Annotated in this window: 13 protein-coding genes; 2 read left to right on the top strand and 11 right to left on the bottom strand. The window is 50.2% G+C overall.

Annotated elements, in window-relative coordinates; translation table 11 throughout:
• Window positions 1-135: 135 nt before the first annotated feature.
• Window positions 136-1,107, top strand: a complete 972-nt coding sequence (locus tag CZ379_RS12330) for an NAD-dependent epimerase/dehydratase family protein (protein WP_110931891.1) — start codon at window positions 136-138, stop codon at window positions 1,105-1,107.
• A 169-nt stretch (window positions 1,108-1,276) separates the two neighbouring features.
• Here CZ379_RS12330 and CZ379_RS12325 read toward each other — a convergent pair whose 3' ends face one another.
• From CZ379_RS12325 to CZ379_RS12290, 8 genes are all read right to left on the bottom strand, one after another.
• Window positions 1,277-3,007 (bottom strand): MGH1-like glycoside hydrolase domain-containing protein, encoded by a 1,731-nt coding sequence (locus CZ379_RS12325; RefSeq protein WP_110931890.1) that lies wholly within the window; start codon window positions 3,005-3,007, stop codon window positions 1,277-1,279.
• Window positions 3,008-3,048: 41 nt separating this feature from the next.
• The gene (locus CZ379_RS12320) at window positions 3,049-4,542 is read right to left on the bottom strand and encodes a glycoside hydrolase family 43 protein (protein WP_110931889.1); all 1,494 of its coding nucleotides are present in this window, start codon (window positions 4,540-4,542) and stop codon (window positions 3,049-3,051) included.
• Window positions 4,543-4,576: 34 nt separating this feature from the next.
• Window positions 4,577-5,458: a carbohydrate ABC transporter permease gene (locus tag CZ379_RS12315; protein ID WP_110931888.1), complete on the bottom strand. Its 882-nt coding sequence runs from the start codon at window positions 5,456-5,458 to the stop codon at window positions 4,577-4,579.
• A 12-nt stretch (window positions 5,459-5,470) separates the two neighbouring features.
• Window positions 5,471-6,370 (bottom strand): ABC transporter permease, encoded by a 900-nt coding sequence (locus tag CZ379_RS12310; RefSeq protein WP_110931887.1) that lies wholly within the window; start codon window positions 6,368-6,370, stop codon window positions 5,471-5,473.
• Between the two features lie 103 nt (window positions 6,371-6,473).
• Entirely contained in the window at window positions 6,474-8,132 is a 1,659-nt protein-coding gene (locus CZ379_RS12305) for an extracellular solute-binding protein (protein WP_110931886.1), read from the bottom strand.
• 106 nt (window positions 8,133-8,238) lie between these two features.
• Window positions 8,239-9,903, bottom strand: a complete 1,665-nt coding sequence (locus CZ379_RS12300; protein ID WP_110931885.1) for a response regulator transcription factor — start codon at window positions 9,901-9,903, stop codon at window positions 8,239-8,241.
• A 1-nt stretch (window position 9,904) separates the two neighbouring features.
• Entirely contained in the window at window positions 9,905-11,638 is a 1,734-nt protein-coding gene (locus CZ379_RS12295; protein WP_110931884.1) for a sensor histidine kinase, read from the bottom strand.
• A 157-nt stretch (window positions 11,639-11,795) separates the two neighbouring features.
• Window positions 11,796-13,928 carry a glycoside hydrolase family 52 protein gene (locus CZ379_RS12290; protein ID WP_110931883.1) on the bottom strand — a complete coding sequence of 711 codons (2,133 nt, stop codon included), beginning with the start codon at window positions 13,926-13,928 and terminating at the stop codon, window positions 11,796-11,798.
• Window positions 13,929-14,123: 195 nt separating this feature from the next.
• Here CZ379_RS12290 and CZ379_RS12285 point away from each other — a divergent pair, with 195 nt between their 5' ends.
• The gene (locus CZ379_RS12285) at window positions 14,124-15,074 is read left to right on the top strand and encodes a helix-turn-helix domain-containing protein (protein ID WP_110931882.1); all 951 of its coding nucleotides are present in this window, start codon (window positions 14,124-14,126) and stop codon (window positions 15,072-15,074) included.
• Between the two features lie 290 nt (window positions 15,075-15,364).
• On the opposite strand, the gene CZ379_RS12280 is transcribed toward CZ379_RS12285, so the two are convergent.
• The 3 genes from CZ379_RS12280 to CZ379_RS12270 are packed head-to-tail and all read right to left on the bottom strand — an operon-like array spanning window position 15,365 to window position 18,376.
• A complete protein-coding gene (locus tag CZ379_RS12280; RefSeq protein WP_110931881.1) occupies window positions 15,365-16,171 on the bottom strand; it encodes a carbohydrate ABC transporter permease in 807 nt (268 codons plus the stop codon).
• Window positions 16,168-17,043: a carbohydrate ABC transporter permease gene (locus CZ379_RS12275; RefSeq protein WP_110931880.1), complete on the bottom strand. Its 876-nt coding sequence runs from the start codon at window positions 17,041-17,043 to the stop codon at window positions 16,168-16,170. Before CZ379_RS12275 ends, CZ379_RS12280 begins: the two co-directional genes overlap by 4 nt.
• 25 nt (window positions 17,044-17,068) lie before the next feature.
• On the bottom strand, window positions 17,069-18,376 hold the full coding sequence (locus CZ379_RS12270; RefSeq protein ID WP_199925585.1) for an ABC transporter substrate-binding protein: 1,308 nt from the start codon (window positions 18,374-18,376) through the stop codon (window positions 17,069-17,071).
• Between the last annotated feature and the right edge of the window lie 239 nt (window positions 18,377-18,615).

The raw sequence follows: 18,615 nt of genomic DNA, 5'->3' as shown, positions 1-18,615 counted from the left end.
AAATTTTTCACAAATAAGTCTTAATATATGTCCCCACTCTGCGGAAAGTTTGGATATGATGAAGATATAGAAAAGATTAGTGGAAGATTAGTAGAAGATGAAACATTTAATCAACCTAGACAGGAGATGAGCTTCATGAAAAAAGTATTCATCTTGGGCGGTACCGGTTTTTTGGGTTATTTCACTACTAAGGAACTTTTAAAAAGAGGTTATCAGGTTTCGACTGTTTCATTGCCTCCGATGCCTGCTGAGGATCTGTTACCTAAAGAGGTCGAGTGCACGTTAGGCGATATTAATGCAATGACGGACGAAGAGATTTTGGAGATGCTAAAAGACGTTTACGGAGTGGTCTATGCCGCAGGAGCGGATGAGAGAGTGGTGCCGGATGCACCCGCTATGAAATTCTTCTATGAAGCAAACGTGCGGCCAACGCAGCGGCTGGCACGGCTTGCAAAGCAGGCCGGGGTTGAGAAGTTCGTACTGTACGGCTCGTATTTTGCGCACTTTGCAGAGAAATGGACGGATCTGCCGATCATGCAAAATCCATACCCGCGCACACGACTTTTGCAGGAGGAGGTCGCTTGTATGGAAGGCGAGGGCGGCATGGATGTAACTACCATACGTTTGCCATACATTTTCGGAGTTATGCCTGGACGGATGCCGCTGTGGACGATGTTTGTCGACCGAGTCAAGGGTAAGGATTTCGTTCCAGTGCTCGGCGGCGGAACAGCTATGGTGACAGCTCAGCAAGTGGCTGAAGCCACGATTGGCGCCATGGAGCACGGAGAGCATCGTGGCAAATACGCGATTTGCGGCATCAACATGAAGCACAGCGATTTTCACCAATTGGTGGCGGATGCGCTTGGACAGTCCGAGACCAAAATCGCCGTCTTGCCATTGGAGCAAATCAAACCAGCGATGGAACAGATGGATGCCGAAACTGCAGCAGCAGGCAAAGAGCACGGTATCCATATGAGTGTAGCCGCCGAGGTGCAGGATCGCGACTGTTACCTTGATCCGGCGGACACGATGCCGATCCTTAAGTACAACGAGGACGATGTACTTGCCTCGATCGTGGAGACGCTTCACAAGTGCGTAGAGGGGTAATGCCGTAAGTATAAAGTAAATGTGTGCTTCAATGCAGATATTCATATAAATGTACAAGAAGAACCCGTGTAAATACACGGGTTCTTGCTGTATTCCTGCTTGCCTCCAATAACTGCGTTTACTGTTCTAAACGTTCATTTGTTAATGGAAATTACAACACTCAAGCCTGCTATCGATACGCCGGCATAACTAGCCCGATGTCGCTCAACGTTTCGAAGCCGCCAGCCGAGAATATCTGCTGTTCATTCCCTTTAACCGTAAAGGAGTAAGTCTTTCCTGCGATCTGCACCGATCCCTTCACTGAACCCGCACGCATTCCAATAATCTTCTTCAGCTTCCCTTGACGATCCGTCACCACTCTTATGCCATAAGGAAACTGAATGTAAGGCTCCCCGTCCCGGTAAATGGCCGAGCCCTGGCGCGTATTGACCAGCTCAAATCTCGTGCCATCCACGTCCCGTGCATAAGCCGTCTCGTTTGAAACTTCTTCCCCATGATCCATCGGATATGGAACAAGTCCTGTGAACCATAGCCCGCCTTCAGGCGTCGGCAGAATGCCGCACATGCGCTCTACGAAGTCAAGCACGCATAGAATCGACGGGGAGTAAGTATCCGTGTAGCCCTCTGCGCCCGTCCATGGACTTAATGTCTGCGGGAAACGCGTCATTCTCGCCATAGCCGACATGATCGGTTGTATAAGCCACGTTAGTTCCACATATCTGCCGTGATACTCAAACGCATGCGGTGTACGAATCAACGTCAGGAAGTTCGTCGTACCCGCCCAGCTGTTATAGGTGGATGAAGGGTCGAACCGAGGGTCATCCATCGCCACCGATGTCAAAGGATATTTAGCAAAAAATTTGCTCGTATTCAGCAGATAGCGTCTGAGCGCCTTGTCAAACAGCTCAAGATCCCCTGCCTCGCAGGCTAGTACCCTTAGCAAGACATCAGACTGAACCCGGACGAACTCTCCGTTCCGGTCGACGTCATAGAAAAATTCGTCCGTTTCATCAAAGCAGTGCCTGAACAAACTCTGCTCGCTCAGCTTGGCCTTCTCCTTCCATACATGCCCATCCGCTTCCACTCCTAATTCTTCAGCCATCTTGGCTAAATATTTGCGCTGGCAATATACGTTGGCCGTCAGATCAGGCGCCAGGAACGGCAATATGGGCGAGTCCGGATTATATTGCCTGGCATCGTCCACATGGGCGGAATCGGGAACATGCCAGAAGCGCGGCGACAAGTCATGGCCGGTATCGAATGTGCAAAATGCTTCCACGCAGCCAGTGCCCCGGGTGTCCCGATACCGAACGAGCCAGTCATCAAACCGGGCCATAGCCCCGTACATTTCCCTAAGGAAGGCTTTATCGTCGCTTTTATCCCCCTTACCGCTTCCATTACGTCCATCCTGTGCCTGACGTCCGTCTAATCCATTCCTGCCGGCATGCCTATCCAGGATGTAATGATTCCACACGCTTCTGGCAAGCGGAGACACCATCTGAATTTGCCTATAGGCCGGCCCTTGCTCCGTCACTTTATAAGGCATCTGACCATCAGCCCTTTGGCAATCCGCAAACAAACGGAAGGTATCTTCCGCCACGCCAGGCAGGAACCGCGACAGCAGCTCGGCGTTAATCGTCCCCGTGCTCTCCAGCCAAGTGCCCGGGTATGCCCCGCCTTCACGCAGGACGGGAGCCCCTCCGCCAGTAGCGACGATGCAGTCCATTAGTTTGCGGGCAGCGGAATAATAGACGCCTTCGAATCGTTCCGAGGAGGACGCGAACTTGACGCCCGAGTGGCGCCACTCAGCCAGCACCGGCTCATGGGAGGCTTGCTTTCCCTCTCCGATCAGCGCCAAAGCGTCTATGCCGCGCAGCCTGCTCAATAAGCTCTCGTTCAATCTAACCAGCCCCTTGCAATGTAATCATAGAATCAATCAATTTACTTCGTCCAAGGGCCGTCATGCTCATAGCGGAAGCCTCGAAAGTCGGCTCTGCCGCCCTTCTCCCCGGTCGTATAACTAAACAATCCAACTCTCGCCCCCTTCCAGAAGCCTGCGCTCATGCGGCACTCGCCGCCTAACGGCATATACGCTGTTCCATCCAGACTGAAGGAAAGACAAGTCTCTCCCGCTAAATCGATATGACCCTTCAACCAAACCGCTTCACCCGTAAGCCTCGGGCCATGAAATACCGTTCCGCCCGTAACGGCTTGCAGGAAATTTCCGCCCTCCTCCGTCACGACGCCGATCCAGTTCTCTTCCCGAGCGCAGAGGAAGGCTAGTCCCGCCCTCTGTCCCGGATTCATATGCACGATGTTGAGCTCAGTGCTCACAGTTCCTTTGCTGCCGATCAGCTTCTGTGTCAAGGTATTCCTAGCCTGCAGCAGCTCCGGCGCTTGCATCGCCTTAAGCCGCAAATATCCCGGCCTTTCGCGTAAAGACCAGCCGTCATCGACCGGATTGTGGTTCCACTGCCATTGAAGGCCGAGCCTCGGCCCCTCAAACGTATCGGAGGTTTGCGGCAGCTCTACCGGATGACGACCTGCGACAGATGGCTTAGCGTATACAGTCACAGGTTCTCCAGCCGCCCCGATGACAGGCCAGTCGTCCACCCATTCCACCGGCTGAAGGTGGCATACCCTTCCGATTGCCCCCGCGCTTTGAAAATGCATGAACCACGACTCCCCGCTGTCCAGCTCCACCACTGCCCCCTGGTGAGGGCCATTGATATCGGTAGCTCCCTTCTGGAGGACAACCCGCCGTTCATATGGGCCGTATATATCCCTCGCGCGAAGCACGGTTTGCCAGCCTGTCTCTACGCCGCCCTCTGGAATAACCAAATAATAATACCCGTTTCTCTTATTTATTTTCGTTCCTTCGGCAATTTTTCCTACGTAGACAATGACGCCGTCATCCAGCAGCGTCTTGCCGTCCGCGCTCATGCGATGAATAATAATCGGACCCGCGCCGACGGTGCTATGTCCAAGATAAGCATTTCCGTCATCGTCCCAGAACGGGCAGGGATCCTCCCAGCCGGCAACGCGCTTCACTTCATGAAGCGGACTCCAGGGCCCGGCCGGATCCTGTGCAGTACTCATATACAGCCCCTCGTCCGGCGTACAAAAATACACATAGAACAGTCCGTCATGGTAGCGGAGCGCAGGCGCCCAGCTTCCCTTGGCATAAGCCCGCATTTCGTCATACGCCGGATCGATGTCCAGCCGTTCATATACTCTTCCGATAATCGACCAGTTGACCAGATCCTTCGAATGCAGCACCGGCATGCCCATGAAATGAAAGTCCGAGCATACCATGTAGAAATCGTCGCCGACGCGAATAACGTCAGGATCCGAGAAATCCGCATTCAGCACGGGATTGCGATAATAGCCGTTACCAAGATCTCCCCAAGCGGGCATTGTCACCATTCGGTTCATTTCCACAATTCTCCACTCCCCTATTTTAGGCCCTTTACCCTTTAACACTTCCAAACACAAGCCCCTTCATGAAATACTTCTGCAGAAACGGATACACGATCAAAACCGGGAAGGCCGCCAAAAACACCTGGGCCGACTTAAACGTCCGGTTGGAGATTTCCGACATATCCAGCAGCTCATTGGAGCTGACGATACTCGGGTCCACTTCAATAATGATCGTCTGCAAATAGCTTTGCAGCGGATAGTTGGCAGGCGAGTTCATGTAGATCAAGCCATCGAACCAGGAGTTCCAGTGCCCTACAAGAACAAACAGCGAAATGGTCGCCAAGGCCGGCTTTGACAATGGGCAATAGATGCTCCACAGCACACGCCAATGCCCGGCCCCGTCAATATAAGCTGCTTCCTCGATTTCTTTAGGCAGGTTGCGGAAGAAATTCATTAGCAAAATGACATTGAAGACCGGCACAGCCCCCGGCAGTACAAGCGCCCAAATCGAATCCAGCAGACCCACGGATTTGATCGTCATGTAAGTCGGAATCAGCCCGCCATGGAACAGCATCGTAATAATGAAGAACCATGCATAGACATTCCGCATGCCCAGCGCCTTCTTCTCCTTGGAGAGCGGATAGGCGATCGAAATGGTAATGAGCATATTGACGATATAACCGAGCAGTACTCTTTTCCCCGAAACTAAAAATCCAGTCAAAAATTCGCTTTTTGTAAGCGCGTATTTATAAGAAGCTACCGTAAATTCCACGGGCCATAGCTTCACGTACCCAGCGGCGGCGGCGCTGCTGGAGCTGAAGGAGATGGCAAGCACGTTAATTAGCGGCAGTATGCATGCAATGGCCGTAAAACTTAAAAGAATATAGTTGAACGTTAGAAATATTTTTCGACTGATTGAAGTTTTGTGCATTCCTTCTCCCCCCTAAAAAACCCTGTATCCGGCATATTTATTGGCCAGCTTATTCGACAGAACAATCAAAACGAAGGAGATCAGCGATTTAAACAGGCCAACCGCAGTCGCCACGCCATATTGCGCATCCACGAGACCGATCCGGTACACTAGCGTATCGATAATGTCCCCCGTGCTGTAAACCATTGGGCTGTACAGGTTAAATACCTGCTCGAAGCCCGCATTCAGCACATTGCCCAAGCTGAGCACAGTCATCAGCATAATGATCGGCAGCATGCCAGGCAGCGTGATGTGTATCGTCTGCTTCCAGCGGTTCGCACCGTCCATGGTGGCCGCTTCATATAAGCTCTGGTCAATCCCTGTCAAGGCGGCTAAATACACGATCGTGCCGTAGCCGAAGGTTTTCCAGGTATCTGTCAATACGAGAGTATACGGAAACCATTTGTCATCCCCTAGGAAGAAGATCGGCTCAATGCCGAACATACCTAGGAACTGATTCACGATCCCGCTCGAAGGAGACAATATATCGATCAGAATCCCGCCCAAAATGACCCAGGACAAGAAATAAGGAAAGTAAATAATCGTTTGAATCGTTCGTTTGAAAAAAGCTCCCGCCAGCTCATTGAGCAGCAGCGCAAATATAATCGGGACAATCAGTCCCGCGATAATCTTTAACACGGCGATAAAGATCGTATTCCACAATACGCTCGTAAAGTTCGGCATGTCCAGCATATAGCGGAAATTGTCGAGTCCAATCCATTTGGAATTGAAAATCCCTTTCGAAGGAACAAACTTTTGAAAGGCAATCACAGATCCCATGATAGGGACATAACTAAAGATCACTGTTAAAATAATGCCGGGCAAAATCATAAGATGCAGAGGAAGTTCCTGCAGTTTCTTTTTCATTCTCATAGCGGCTCCTCCAATTCATATCCTTGCTGACAATAAAAAGGGAAAATAGAGTTGCCCCTTTCTTCCCTTTTCATCGCCCTCTTATCCAACCATTGCTAACCTTTTATTTGTTTTTCTCTGCCCATTCGTTGACTTCCTTCGAAATCTGCTCTCCGCCAAGCTTCTTCCAGTCCTCCACGAACTTGTCGAAGCTATCCAGCGATTGCCCCATAATGATTTTGGTGAATACTTCTTCTTCCATCTTCTCCAGCGTGGCGAGCTTCTCGACCATCGTTGGCGTTGGCGCCCCATAGAAGGCGTCGAAGATATAATTGTCCTCTTGCACGTAATGGTCGATCACATCGAAGCTGCTCGGCGAGCCGAATACACGCTCCGTTCCCCAGTTGGCTCTGTTGCCGCCGCGGTAATCGACGATTCTATCGTAATAGCCCTTCTCCTCGACAGAGAGTTGGGATGGATCATTCGACTCCAGTGCATTCATCGTATTGAGATGCGCGTTCAAGTTTTTCTTCGCAGGATCGGCGCTAATCAAACTGTACAAATATACCGGAATGTTCGTGTCGGTGATCCCAAATTTGCTGTTCTCTTGCGCTGCCTCCGGGTCATAGCCCTGCATACTGAAATTCAGCAGCTTGATGATCGCTTCTGGATGCTTGCTGTCCTTGCTCACACCGTAGTATCTCGTAATCGGCATTTTACCGATCGGGGTAGCCTTCTTGTCATCCACGGATACAAGCGGAATAGCTTTCCACTCGGCATTCGGATCGTTGTCGACATTCTGCTGGATAATGGACAGCGGAGCGGACATGGAACCGTAGAACAGGCCTACTTTGCCGCTCGCTACCGATTCGGTGACCTTCGCCCGATCCTTAACACCGAACTCCCGATCCAGCATGCCTTGGGCGTACAAATCTTGAAGCTGCTGGAGCGCATCCTTCACACCGGGCTGAATGCTGCCGTACACGAGCTGCCCGGATTCATCCTTGACCCATTTGCCGGGATTCACATGATAGCCGGAAAAGAATCCGGACGTTCCGAAGTGGGCATCTGTCAAGAACGTTTTGGTGAGCGCCAAGCCGAACGTGTCATTCTTGCCGTTGCCGTCTGGGTCGTTCTTCGTAAATGCTTCCGCGATCGCCAGCGCATCCTGCATCGTTTGCGGCTCAGGTAGTCCCAGCTTCTCCAACCAATCGGTACGGACATACATTATCGGCAGACCGTCAACCGCGGAGGACGTATGCGGAATAGCCATCAATCTGCCGCCGATCTTCGCTGTATTGAAACTGGCCTCATCCTGCAGCATGATTTCCTTCGTAATAGGCGAGGCGTATTTCTCGAACAAATCCGTCAAATCGTATAGCATGTCGTTTTCAGCCAAATCGGTTAACTGCTTGTTTTTCAGCCACATAATATCGGGCAAATCCCCCGAAGCAATGGACACGTTCATCTTCTGGTCGAACTGCTCGACGGGAACCGTCCAAGCATATTTCAAATTGATGCCGAGATCGCTTAAGTACGTACGGGTATAGATATTGTCTTCAATCGTATCGTTGTTCTCATACTTGTACGTCGATTCTGTATAACGCCATGCCGTAATATCCACGGGCGGATCATACTTCGCCATTAAATCTACATCGGTATTTGCCGGTTCCGGAGCGGCTGCAGGCGAATTTGCTTCTTTCGGGCCTCCGCAGGCTGTCAGCAGCATAAATCCTGCCAAGCATAGAATTGCTGTTTTTTTTATTGTTCTTCTCTTTTTCATATGAACCTCCCTGAAAGCTGTTAGTGGTATAGGGCCCTTATATCTTAATGTTAGATTTGAAATCGCTCTCATTCAATATTCATCTCTTGACATTTGAATCAGCTGTTTACCTGTTGGATATGGAGGCTCGATATTCCTGGGGCGTCATATGGGTCGCCTTACGGAAGGAGCGCGTGAAATTTGTGGCGGTTCCGTATCCCACGAGCTCTGCCACGTCCTGAATCTTTACGTCGGGGCTTTCCAGCAGCCGCTTGGCTTTTGCCATGCGGGTCGCCGAGATATATTCGGATAAGTTTGCGCCGGTCACCTGCTTGAACAGCCGGGACAGATAGGACGGATTGAAATAGACCAGCTCCGCCAGTCTGACCAGCGATATTTCATCGGGATCATGCAGATGTTCCTGGACATGCTTCTGAATGACGGTGATGACATTCCTTGCCCTTCTCTCTTCCTCCTGGCTCTGAAGATTGAACAGCATATCCCCGACATGGATCAAATAGTCAAAAGCGAGCTTCCAAGACTCATGCTCACCCGGCTGCATCAGCTTGTGCAGTCCAATCTGAGTCGCCACCGTCTCTACCAGGTTCCAACGATTCATATAGGACAGAACTACCAGCCCTATGGAATAGTACAGCTCCTGGGCAGGAACATAGTGCATGCTGTCAATGCCCGCAAGCGCCAACTCGCATTCGAGCAGTGTTGCTCTGAATTCCGTCCGCCGCCCGTGCTCCAATTGATCGGCAAGCACGCTCAGCTTGGAATGGCGTACGAGCGACTTCTCACGCTGTCCCTCGCCTGACGGATGAAGCTCTTGCTCGATCATCTGCTTATCGAGAAGCATCATGCCGCAGCCCTGCCCGATCCGGTAATTCATCAGCATATTCAGCGTAGAAAAGCGCTCCGCCACATCTGTCCACTCCACCGGACTATCATCGAGGACAAAAGAAAGCACCTCGCCGAGAGATTCACGGCATGCCGATTGGATCAGCTCCAAATTTCCCTTCATGAACGTCAAGGCTCGATCCCAGCCATCGGCTCCACCGCTTTCTTGAAGTGGCTGGATCAGCCAAACCGGATCCATATTTTCATTCACAACGTCGACGAACGAGATGCGGGCAGATAAGTACTGGCTGGCGATGAGCCTGATTCTGTAGAGCTGCCTGGACTTCGTCGCATAGGTCAGCCCGCTGGCGAAGCTGTTGACTCTGCCCAGCATAATGAGGACAGGGCTCTTTGCGCACAGCGGGATAACCAGCTCATCGAACTGATTTTGATGGATCTCCTGTACACCCAATTGATCGCTCAAAATTCCTTTGACATAATCCTTTTGCAGCAATTCCCTCGTGGCGTCGAGCTGCTCCTGCGCCTTCTGAAGAAGCGCCTCCGCCTTCAGCTCCGTCTCGATATCCATGACCGCCTGCTCGACCATCTGAATCACTTTCTCGTAGCCTTCAGTCTTTAATAAATAGCTGACACCCTCGTATTGGAAAGCGGAGTAAATATAAGAGAATTCATTATGTCCGGTTAGGAAAATAACCCTGCAGCTGGGCCATCTCTCCCTGATTTTGTCCAGAAGCTCAAGACCGTTCAGGCCGGGCATCCGGATATCCGTAAGCACAATATCGAAGCGTGTCCGGTCAAAGAGACGCACCGCCTCATCTCCCGAATACGCTTTGTATACATCCAGCTCCAATTGAGGCAAATTTGAGAGCACCTCGTATAGCCCGTCCGCAATAATCATTTCGTCATCAACGACCAAAAGTCTGTACATATTACATGCCTCCATCCGTAATCATGATGCGAATCGTTGCTTTTAATCCGCCCAATTCACTTCGCTCCATATATAACCCGCTGTTCTGCCCGAACTTCAAGCGGATTCTCTGGTGTATATTAAGCAGCCCCGTCGTCTCCGCCTCATCCGGACAGGACAGGCATCCGTTCAAGGATCGAATTTGCTCATCGTCCAGCTCCTCGCCGTTATCCTCCACGATCATCAGAAGTTCGTTTTCGATTCTGGCAAAATGTACGCTCAAAATGCCGTTCGCGCTTTTCTTCTCCAGTCCGTATTTGAATGCGTTCTCAATAATCGGCTGTAAAATCAGCCTTGGCACCATAATATGTCCCACGTTCTCCGGCAAATCTCCAAACTCGATCCGATTGCGCTTGGCGAAACGCATCGCCTGGATTTCGGAGTATACCTTGGCGTGATTGACCTCTTTTCCCAGCAGCACCTCGTCAGAATCGCCCCGCGTAATGAATTGGAAATATTCCCCGAGCTGATTTGTAAACTGTTCCAGGTTGTCGTAATCACCCAAGCGCGTCATCGTGTTGAGAATAAAAAAGCTGTTGTACAGAAAATGCGGGTTGATTTGGGACTGAAGCTGCTTCAGTTCGGCCTTATGTGTCAATAACTGCTGTTTGTATACCTGATCGATCAGGGATTTCAAATTTTCCAGCATCGCATTAAAGCGCATATAAATGTACTGGAACTCATCGTTGAAGTCATGGGCGATCTGCTCGTTGAAATCGCCGTGCTCCACTTTCCGAAAGGCCTTGACCAGCTTGTACAGCGGCTTGTGAATGTATTTGTAGACGTAGAGAGAATAAACGACGATGATGGCGATGGATACAAACAGCAGCAGAACGAACCAGCTCCGGTATTTTTCGAGCGGCTGAAACACCGCATGAACCGGAACGTATTTGCTGAGCACCGCACCGAAGAAATACGAATAGCTGTAGACGGCTAAATATTGCTTATCTTTTATAGCGACAGTCTGGGCTGTGTTCGTATCGATGTCGCCTAGCATTTGCACAGCGGTTTCGATATCGAAGTGCGCGTCATGGCTAGTCGTGATTTCAAACTGCGAGCTTTTAAAGATCAACTCCTCTCCCGGGGAATTGACCATCATTTTCAAATTCTCCCTCAGCTTTTCCTGGGATATTTCAATGGCAATAATAAAGATCGGCCATTTTTTGCTCTCCGGCGTAACGAAAGGGTAGGAGGCGCTTAAATAGGTTTTTCCATTCACATTAATGAGCTTCGCATCCAGGGACAATGGAACGTTCTTGAATTCATTGAACTCCTGCTGATCAAACGTAGATATCGTGAGAGCGGAGACGTTTTTTTGGATCGCCGGGATATGGGCATGCACATCAACAATATAGGCGCTGCTGTTCCGTATAGCGTTAAGCCGCTGCTGCAAGCGCAGAATGCTCTGCATTTTCTCGATATCATTCATCGATTCCGGGATCGCGCCCAGCGCGTTCAGATTATCATCGCTCAAGACATCATATTGCAGCGTTTGAATTCTTTTGAATTCCTCCTCCAGGCCGCTGTAATACTGGGATACCTGCGAGATCATCGATTTGGAGATTTCGTCCTTCAAGGTGCGGACTCCCCAGTTGTAAATGATCATGCTGAGAAGATAAAGCGGAAGAAGAATGCAAATAAACGAGAGGATCAGTCTTTTGAGCACATTTTTTTTCCATGGATGATTCAGATTCATAATCTCCCCCCCACAAAATAGAAAAGAGCCTTCTATATAGGCTTGTTCCCTATCGAAGGCTGATAACTCCTAATACGACTGCAGTTCCAATGGAACTCATGTTTGCCTTTGCTTACTGTTGCATTTGTGGCTGCTCTTGCAGTCGAGTATGCCGCGTCTATATCTCCACTGCGCTTTCCTCCAACCACAATATAGCCGTTACGCCCCTCGGATAATATTTGCTTCCCGTAATTTGTCCCGAAATAATTTGATCGCTCCAGCTCCAGATCGAAAGCTCCGGATGCGTCAGCCATTTCACATGGGCTTTGTCGGCTTTGCGGCCCTGCTCATCCCAGGATAGGCCCAGAATTTTCCGGGCGATGAACTGACACAAATAAATCTTGCTCAGCCAGCTGTTGTTGCTCGTCGAGGACAGCTTCCAGCCCCCGTCTTCGAAGAGGCAGATCCCCTTCTGCAGCACGCTGCGCAGATGCTGATCCAGCACCCTGATATATGCTCCGAAACGACCGCTGCGCTCCAATGCCTCACGGCAGCCCGTCACATACGGGAATATCAGTCCTTCTATAGCAGGGATGATCTTGGAATCATTGCCTTCTCCAATAACGGCTGGAATGTAGCCTTGCTCGGTAACGCTGGCCACGAGTGTTGCAGCACATTTGTCCGCCTGTTCCCCTGCGCTCTGAGCACTCTCAACCATTCCAAACTCGGCAAACAGCTTCTCCATCGCCACATAAGCCGCCCAGCTTTTGCCCGCCAAATAAATATTGTTGCGCGCTTGACCCAGGGATACATCCAGGCTGTCGTATGTGGTGATTTCCGCTCCGCCTTTCGTCCGGGTGCTGTCCAGGCCCATGATGCCGTTGCGCTGAGCCGGGTCGGGATGATCCCGGTTCAGCATGCTGTCCAGGCATCGCTCCATCACGCCCATATTCTGCTTCATCCACGCGATGTCTTTCGTCTTCTCGTAATACGCCGCTGCGCATAATATCCAGTTCACCAGCTGCTCATGGGTCATATGCGAGAAGCAGCCGTCCAAACCGTATATTTCGTATGAAGAATGGCCCGGTCGGGAGACGGAGTTGTTGACGCCCATGTCATGTGTGAAGCTGATCCCTCCCGGATATTCGGTGCGATCGTCAGGGAAAGTTACGGTATCCTCGTAGCTGAAGCGCTCCACGAACATATCCAGCTCATTGCGTACCGTCCACGGATTCATCCGCAGCTCATAATACAGCTGATCCACCGTCAAATCGAAGGTGTTCATCATCCGGTATTCGCCTTCGTTGACCACCCAGAAGGGCTCGCCGTTATAATCCAGCAGCTGCGTGGAGCCGTAATAGCTTCGAATGGCATGGGCCAGCATGAAGGACTGATCCTCGTTCAAGGAGGATTTATCGATTAAATTATTCGCTCGCTCCGCCTCCTCCTTCAGAGCATCAAACCTGGACAAGGCATATTCGGCGACCGATTCGATATTCGGGAAAAAGCGATTATAATAATAGCTCGCATCTATTCCGGTAGTTACATATCCGGCCCGATGGAAGCAAACGGCAAAACGATAGGTCTGCCTCGTCCCAGCCGGAACGTCCATCAGCATAGCCCCGGACGATCCGAGCCCGAAGCCCCAGTTCTCTTCAAACGCCGGTCTGAGAATTTCCTCTATATTGAAATATAGTCCGGATTGCGCCGTCCCGCGCTCAGACGCAATCGCGATAAATCTGCCCTGCCCGATCCCGGAGAGGCAATCCGACACATCGTCCAGCCTGCGCATAGAGCCTGCAGGGTCGTTCTTGCGAAAGCCGAAGAAGGCTCGTCTTGATCGGCTGCACCTCGTATTGTCCACTTCCATTTCCACCAAAACGGCGGGAACGAGCACATCCTTCAATTCCTGCTCGGAAGCGGTCTTCGGATCGGGAACAGAGCGCACCTGCGAGATGATGCGGAAGGTCAGGCCGCCTGCACTCCAGCTGTCGGTCGCCAGCCGGAAATCCCGCTTAATCTCTTCCCGGGGAAAATGATGGATGATTCTCCGCTTTTTTTTGACGGCAGGATCGTCTTCCTTCTCTACGTCATAGCGCTTGCGGTCATCCTCCCCCGTCATTTCATGGAACGGCAGCGAATCATAACCATTGCCATCCTCCCGTTCAAGGCCGATGTACACATTTTGCATAGGCGACTGGCCCAGCTCCAAATCGAATCCCCCGCCTGCCTCGGGAAAGCCTAAAGTGAAACTGGCAAAAGCCCCGATCGGCGAGTGATGGGCGTTAAAAAATTGGTTTTTTGGCGTCATTCCTCGGACACTCCTTTTATGCGATTCTCCTAAAATCCATAGGTTTCAAAATCTATGTTAAGGCTTACATCCGTGGAGGAACAGGGTCAAACCTTACGACAAAATGGGCAAAACGGACGTCCGCCGTCCAGATTGCCCTTCTGCCGTATGATATAATATAACTACCAATTCAAAGTAGACGAGGTTCTGATCGTGATGGATTATACCGGTATACCTAACACCATGGACAGCATCATTTCTCCGGATATTCAGGCCGCCTTCCGCATTTATGCCACCCACTGGCGCAAAGTCAACGCCGCTTGGAGTTATCCCGTTCATCAGCACCGCGCGTTTGAAATCAACATCGTACTGGAAGGCGAGCAGCAGATGACCGTTGCCGGCCATCCCTTCGTGCAGCAAACCGGGGACATTTTGTTCATTCGCCCCGGCGTGGAGCATTCCAGCCAGGGCTCAGGCGGGCCGAATGGGATGACGTATTACGCGCTTAATTTCGATATCGATGATTCGTCCCTGCGGCGTTCTCTGATGATGGCTGATTCAGTCATTCTTACGGGAGATACGGCGGAAATATCGGACGTTCGGCAGGCGCTGGACGATTTCATCCGCTCTACGATTTCCGGGGAGCCAGATACGCATCGCCAGCGCTTAAATACACTTCGCGCTTCGCTCCGCCTGCTCACCGCTCTTAGCGGCTGGACTTTATCGGAGCTGCCCGATGTCCCGCCGACATACGAGCCAAGCCCGCCCGAGAACGCGATTCTGCTCGCCAATGCTATTGAAGAGCATCTTGAGGGGCTAGTTTCCGCCTCGGCAGGCGGCGAAGGAAGAGCCGGCATCGAGGATATTGCCGCGAAGCTGGGTTACAGCCCTGCTCACTGCAACCGCGTATTCCGGCAGGTTTACGGCAAATCGCCGCGTCAATACCTGTCAGGGCTGATTATCCGTCAGGCCAAGCTGCTGCTGTTGAATTACAGTTTGTCTGTGGAGAAAATCGCCCTGCGCCTCGGCTACCGCGATGCCTCCCATTTCAGCAAGCAGTTCAAACGCTGGACTGGCCTCTCTCCGCAGGGCTATCGCAAGCTCAATCACCCCGACCGCCGGGAGATCGATATTGAGCGGCATTATCGCGACAATCCGTTTATATAGAATAAGTGTTCAACAACCTCTTAATGAGGGGAAAATAATAACGATCTACGGGCCGCTGTTATCCGCCATTTGTCTTGATTAGATTTTGATGTGACAAATGGCTCCTAAAGGCGGACGTAAAATCCCTAAGTCCTCCTATATAAACTGTTGGATATACTAACCTGTCGTACAGGTCATACAAAATATCTCTCGACATACTTTCATATGAATTCTAGAACTAAAAAAGGGCTGTACCGCAGTCGGCTTTACGACTAAGGGACAGCCCTTCATATTTGATCTTTTCTTTACCTTTATTTCACCGAACCGAGCATCCCCTGCACAAATTGCTTTTGCAGCAGGAAGAAGATGAGCACCGTCGGCAGCGTTGTCACAACGATGGCAACCATAATAATTCCGTAATCCGGATTATAGGAGGACGCCAAGGAGGATACGATCAGCGGCAGCGTCTTCTTGTCCTGTGTCTGCAATGCAATCAAAGGCCATAGGAAGCTGTTCCAATAGTTCATGAACGTAATGATCGCCGCAGCCGCATAGGTCGGCTTCATGGTCGGAACGTAGACGCGAGCGAACAAACGCCACTCGCCTAGCCCATCAACCCGCCCCGCCTGCAGCAGTTCACGCGGAAACGACTTCGTATTCTGCATGAAGAAGAAAATCATGAATGCCGTCGTGATGGAAGGCAGGATAACCGCCGTTGGCGTGTTAAGCATGCCTATATTGCTAAACATGCGGAATAGCGGAATCATGACGGCCGCGAACGGCATCATCATGGAGAGCATGAGCAAGCCGAACAGTCTGTCTTTACCCTTGGAACGGTAAATTTCAAATCCGAATCCAGCCATGGAGCTTAGGATCAGCGTGCCGATGGTACCGACAATCGCGATTAACGCCGAATTTCCGAAGGCAGCTCCCAAGCTCGTCATATCCAATAATTTGGTGATATTGCTCTGCAGCATCGAACCGAAGCTGAATTTGCCCTTAACGATGTCGGACGAGCTGTTGGTCATGCCGATCAGCATCCAAACAAAGGGGAACAGAGAAACCACGGACGCGAGGATCAGGAATAAATGAATGCCCAACGAGCTTAATTTTCTCATTGCTTCTCACCTCCGACCTTAAGCTGGAGCAATGCCAGCACAGCAACCATAACCACGATCGCGTAAGACACTGTAGCCGCGTAACCAAAGTTAGGCGTATATACAAAGGACAAATTATAAATATACTGAGATATCGTCATCGTTGAGTTGCCTGGGCCGCCGTTCGTAATATTGACAACCTCATCGAACAATTGCAACGTACCATTCGTAGAAATAATTGCCGTAAACAGAATGATCGGCTTCAACATCGGAACGGTAATACTGAAAAATTGCCGCGTCTTTGACGCCCCGTCAATTGAGGCCGCTTCATAGACACTAGGATCGATATTTTGCATGGCCGACAAATAAAAAATCATGTTATAGCCCGTCCAGCGCCAAGTAATCGCCGCAATAATGACCACGCGCGCCCAAACCGGATCCATGAGCCAGGCAACTGGCTCTTGGATCAAATGAATCGACATCAGCATCCGGTTTAGAACACCATCTACTGCAAAAATACTTTTGAACAGCACCGCGTAAGATACCAGCGATGTTACACAGGGTAGAAATATGGCCGTACGATAAAATCCTTTGAAGCGAAGCTTGGGCATGTTCAGAAAATAAGCGATTACCAGCCCAAGCATCAGCATGATCGGCACCTGGACAACCAGGTACAGCAAAGTATTAAGAACCGCTTGCTTGAACATCGGATCAGAGAACAAGCGTCCATAATTGGCGAGGCCTACATATTGATATACTGTTCCTTTGCCGGACTGAAACGACAAGAGCAAGGATTGTACCATGGGATAGAAGCTGAACAATAAAATAAGCGCTGAAGGCAATAGGACAAACTGCCACCCCATCAAAGAAGATTTATTCCATTTACTGCCCATCGGTTACCACCCGCTAATTTAGTATTTATTGCACCTGCTGTTCAAAGTGTTTCTGGATATTAGCCAAGCTTTGGGTCAAATCTGCACCGTTCAAAATGTTAGGCAGTTCGTTCTTCAAAGCATCCTTAGCCTCTTGCGTGTACATTCCCAAAGAAATACCTGGCACCTCTGTCGACCATTTCGTGAAGTCGCTGTAAATCGCTTGCCCGCCAAAGAACTCTGGCTGTTGATTATAAACTTCACTGGAGAAAGCAGGAATATAGGAACCGACTCCCCCGTTTTCAGTCAAGAAGCGCTCATAAAATTCCGTGCTGCCGCCAATCGTCGTGGCGAGGAAATCAATCGCCAAATCTTTATTCGCGGATCCCTCAAGCACGAACCAGCTGGAGCCCCCCTCGTTGGAAGCATTCACGCCGCCCTCCACTTCCAATCTTGGAATCGGGGCAACTTTCCATTTGCCGCTTTGATCCTGTGCATCCATAATTGAAGCAATTTGCCATACCCCGGATACAACTGTAGCTACGTCGCCAGCGTTGAAGCTGCCCACGAACTCGCTCCAGCCGGTTACCGGCTTGGCAATTCCGGAATCTGCAATCGCTTTATAGACACGAAGCGTTTCCGTCATGGCCGGGTTGTCTACAAAGTTCCCTTTGTTGTCTTCCGTAATGTACCAAGATCCTGCGGATTGCAATAGAATCGAAGTCAATGCTTCATCGTTGGGATTGATGGTAGCCATGTATTTCCCTGTCTTTTCTTTCACAACTTTACCGATTTCAATATACTCATCCCAAGTAATGTTCTCGAGATCTTCTGCCGTATAGCCAGCTTCCTCAAGATAATCGGAGCGGTAGAACATTCCCGTTACACCGATATCGAACGGAACGCCGTATATCTTATCATCGATCCGCAGCGCATCCACTTTATAAGGGGAGAATTGCGTAAAGTCTACATTTTCTTTAAAATCAGCAAACGTTCCCGGGTAAGCGGTAACGTATTTTTGAATATTCGGGTCGTTCACTAGAATAATGTCCGGCAGTCCGTCTTTAACGCCTGCGGCCAAATTCGTGTTCAACTTTTGCTCCAGATCCGCTTTTGCCATATCGACGATTTCAAGCTGGAAATCCGGGTGATCTTTCTTATACAAATCCTCGGCAATTTTCAGTGCGGCTCCGTTAAAGGATGGATCCCATGCCCAAGCAACCACTTTCTTTGCTCCGGCGCCTCCCGCCTCATTACCGCCCTTCTCTGCAGAGTCCGAATTCGAAGAACCGCACGCCGCAAGCAGTGATGCTGTCATGGAAACCAGCAGCAACATGGATAACCATTTTTTCAATCTTTACAACCCCTTTTGTGTGTTTTTGTAAGCGTTTCATGTAATTCGTTATCTATTTTAGAAAATATATATGGCGAAGTATAATCAAAATTAGCTCTATAATAGCAGTAATTATTGCTTTATAGCTTGCTGTAATCATTTTCCTAGTAAAAATTATGGGTGGTAGCAGTTATTTTGTATTTTCAGCTTTTACCTTGTCCAATCATACCTTTATCACAGGGATTGGTATATGATGAGGA

This window comes from Paenibacillus bouchesdurhonensis (assembly GCF_900155685.1).
Lineage (GTDB): Bacteria > Bacillota > Bacilli > Paenibacillales > Paenibacillaceae > Fontibacillus > Fontibacillus bouchesdurhonensis.
The sequence above is the reverse complement of the archived record's forward strand: the minus strand, read 5'-3'. Positions and strand labels throughout refer to the sequence as shown.

Bases quoted from the DNA above. Each gene is read 5' to 3' on its own strand.
- CZ379_RS12290 (WP_110931883.1), bottom strand. From the start codon at position 13,928: ATGACGCCAAAAAACCAATTTTTTAACGCCCATCACTCGCCGATCGGG.
- CZ379_RS12280 (WP_110931881.1), bottom strand. From the start codon at position 16,171: ATGAGAAAATTAAGCTCGTTGGGCATTCATTTATTCCTGATCCTCGCG.
- CZ379_RS12300 (WP_110931885.1), bottom strand. From the start codon at position 9,903: ATGTACAGACTTTTGGTCGTTGATGACGAAATGATTATTGCGGACGGG.
- CZ379_RS12295 (WP_110931884.1), bottom strand. From the start codon at position 11,638: ATGAATCTGAATCATCCATGGAAAAAAAATGTGCTCAAAAGACTGATC.
- CZ379_RS12305 (WP_110931886.1), bottom strand. From the start codon at position 8,132: ATGAAAAAGAGAAGAACAATAAAAAAAACAGCAATTCTATGCTTGGCA.
- CZ379_RS12310 (WP_110931887.1), bottom strand. From the start codon at position 6,370: ATGAGAATGAAAAAGAAACTGCAGGAACTTCCTCTGCATCTTATGATT.
- CZ379_RS12320 (WP_110931889.1), bottom strand. From the start codon at position 4,542: ATGAACCGAATGGTGACAATGCCCGCTTGGGGAGATCTTGGTAACGGC.
- CZ379_RS12285 (WP_110931882.1), top strand. From the start codon at position 14,124: ATGGATTATACCGGTATACCTAACACCATGGACAGCATCATTTCTCCG.
- CZ379_RS12275 (WP_110931880.1), bottom strand. From the start codon at position 17,043: ATGGGCAGTAAATGGAATAAATCTTCTTTGATGGGGTGGCAGTTTGTC.
- CZ379_RS12315 (WP_110931888.1), bottom strand. From the start codon at position 5,458: ATGCACAAAACTTCAATCAGTCGAAAAATATTTCTAACGTTCAACTAT.
- CZ379_RS12330 (WP_110931891.1), top strand. From the start codon at position 136: ATGAAAAAAGTATTCATCTTGGGCGGTACCGGTTTTTTGGGTTATTTC.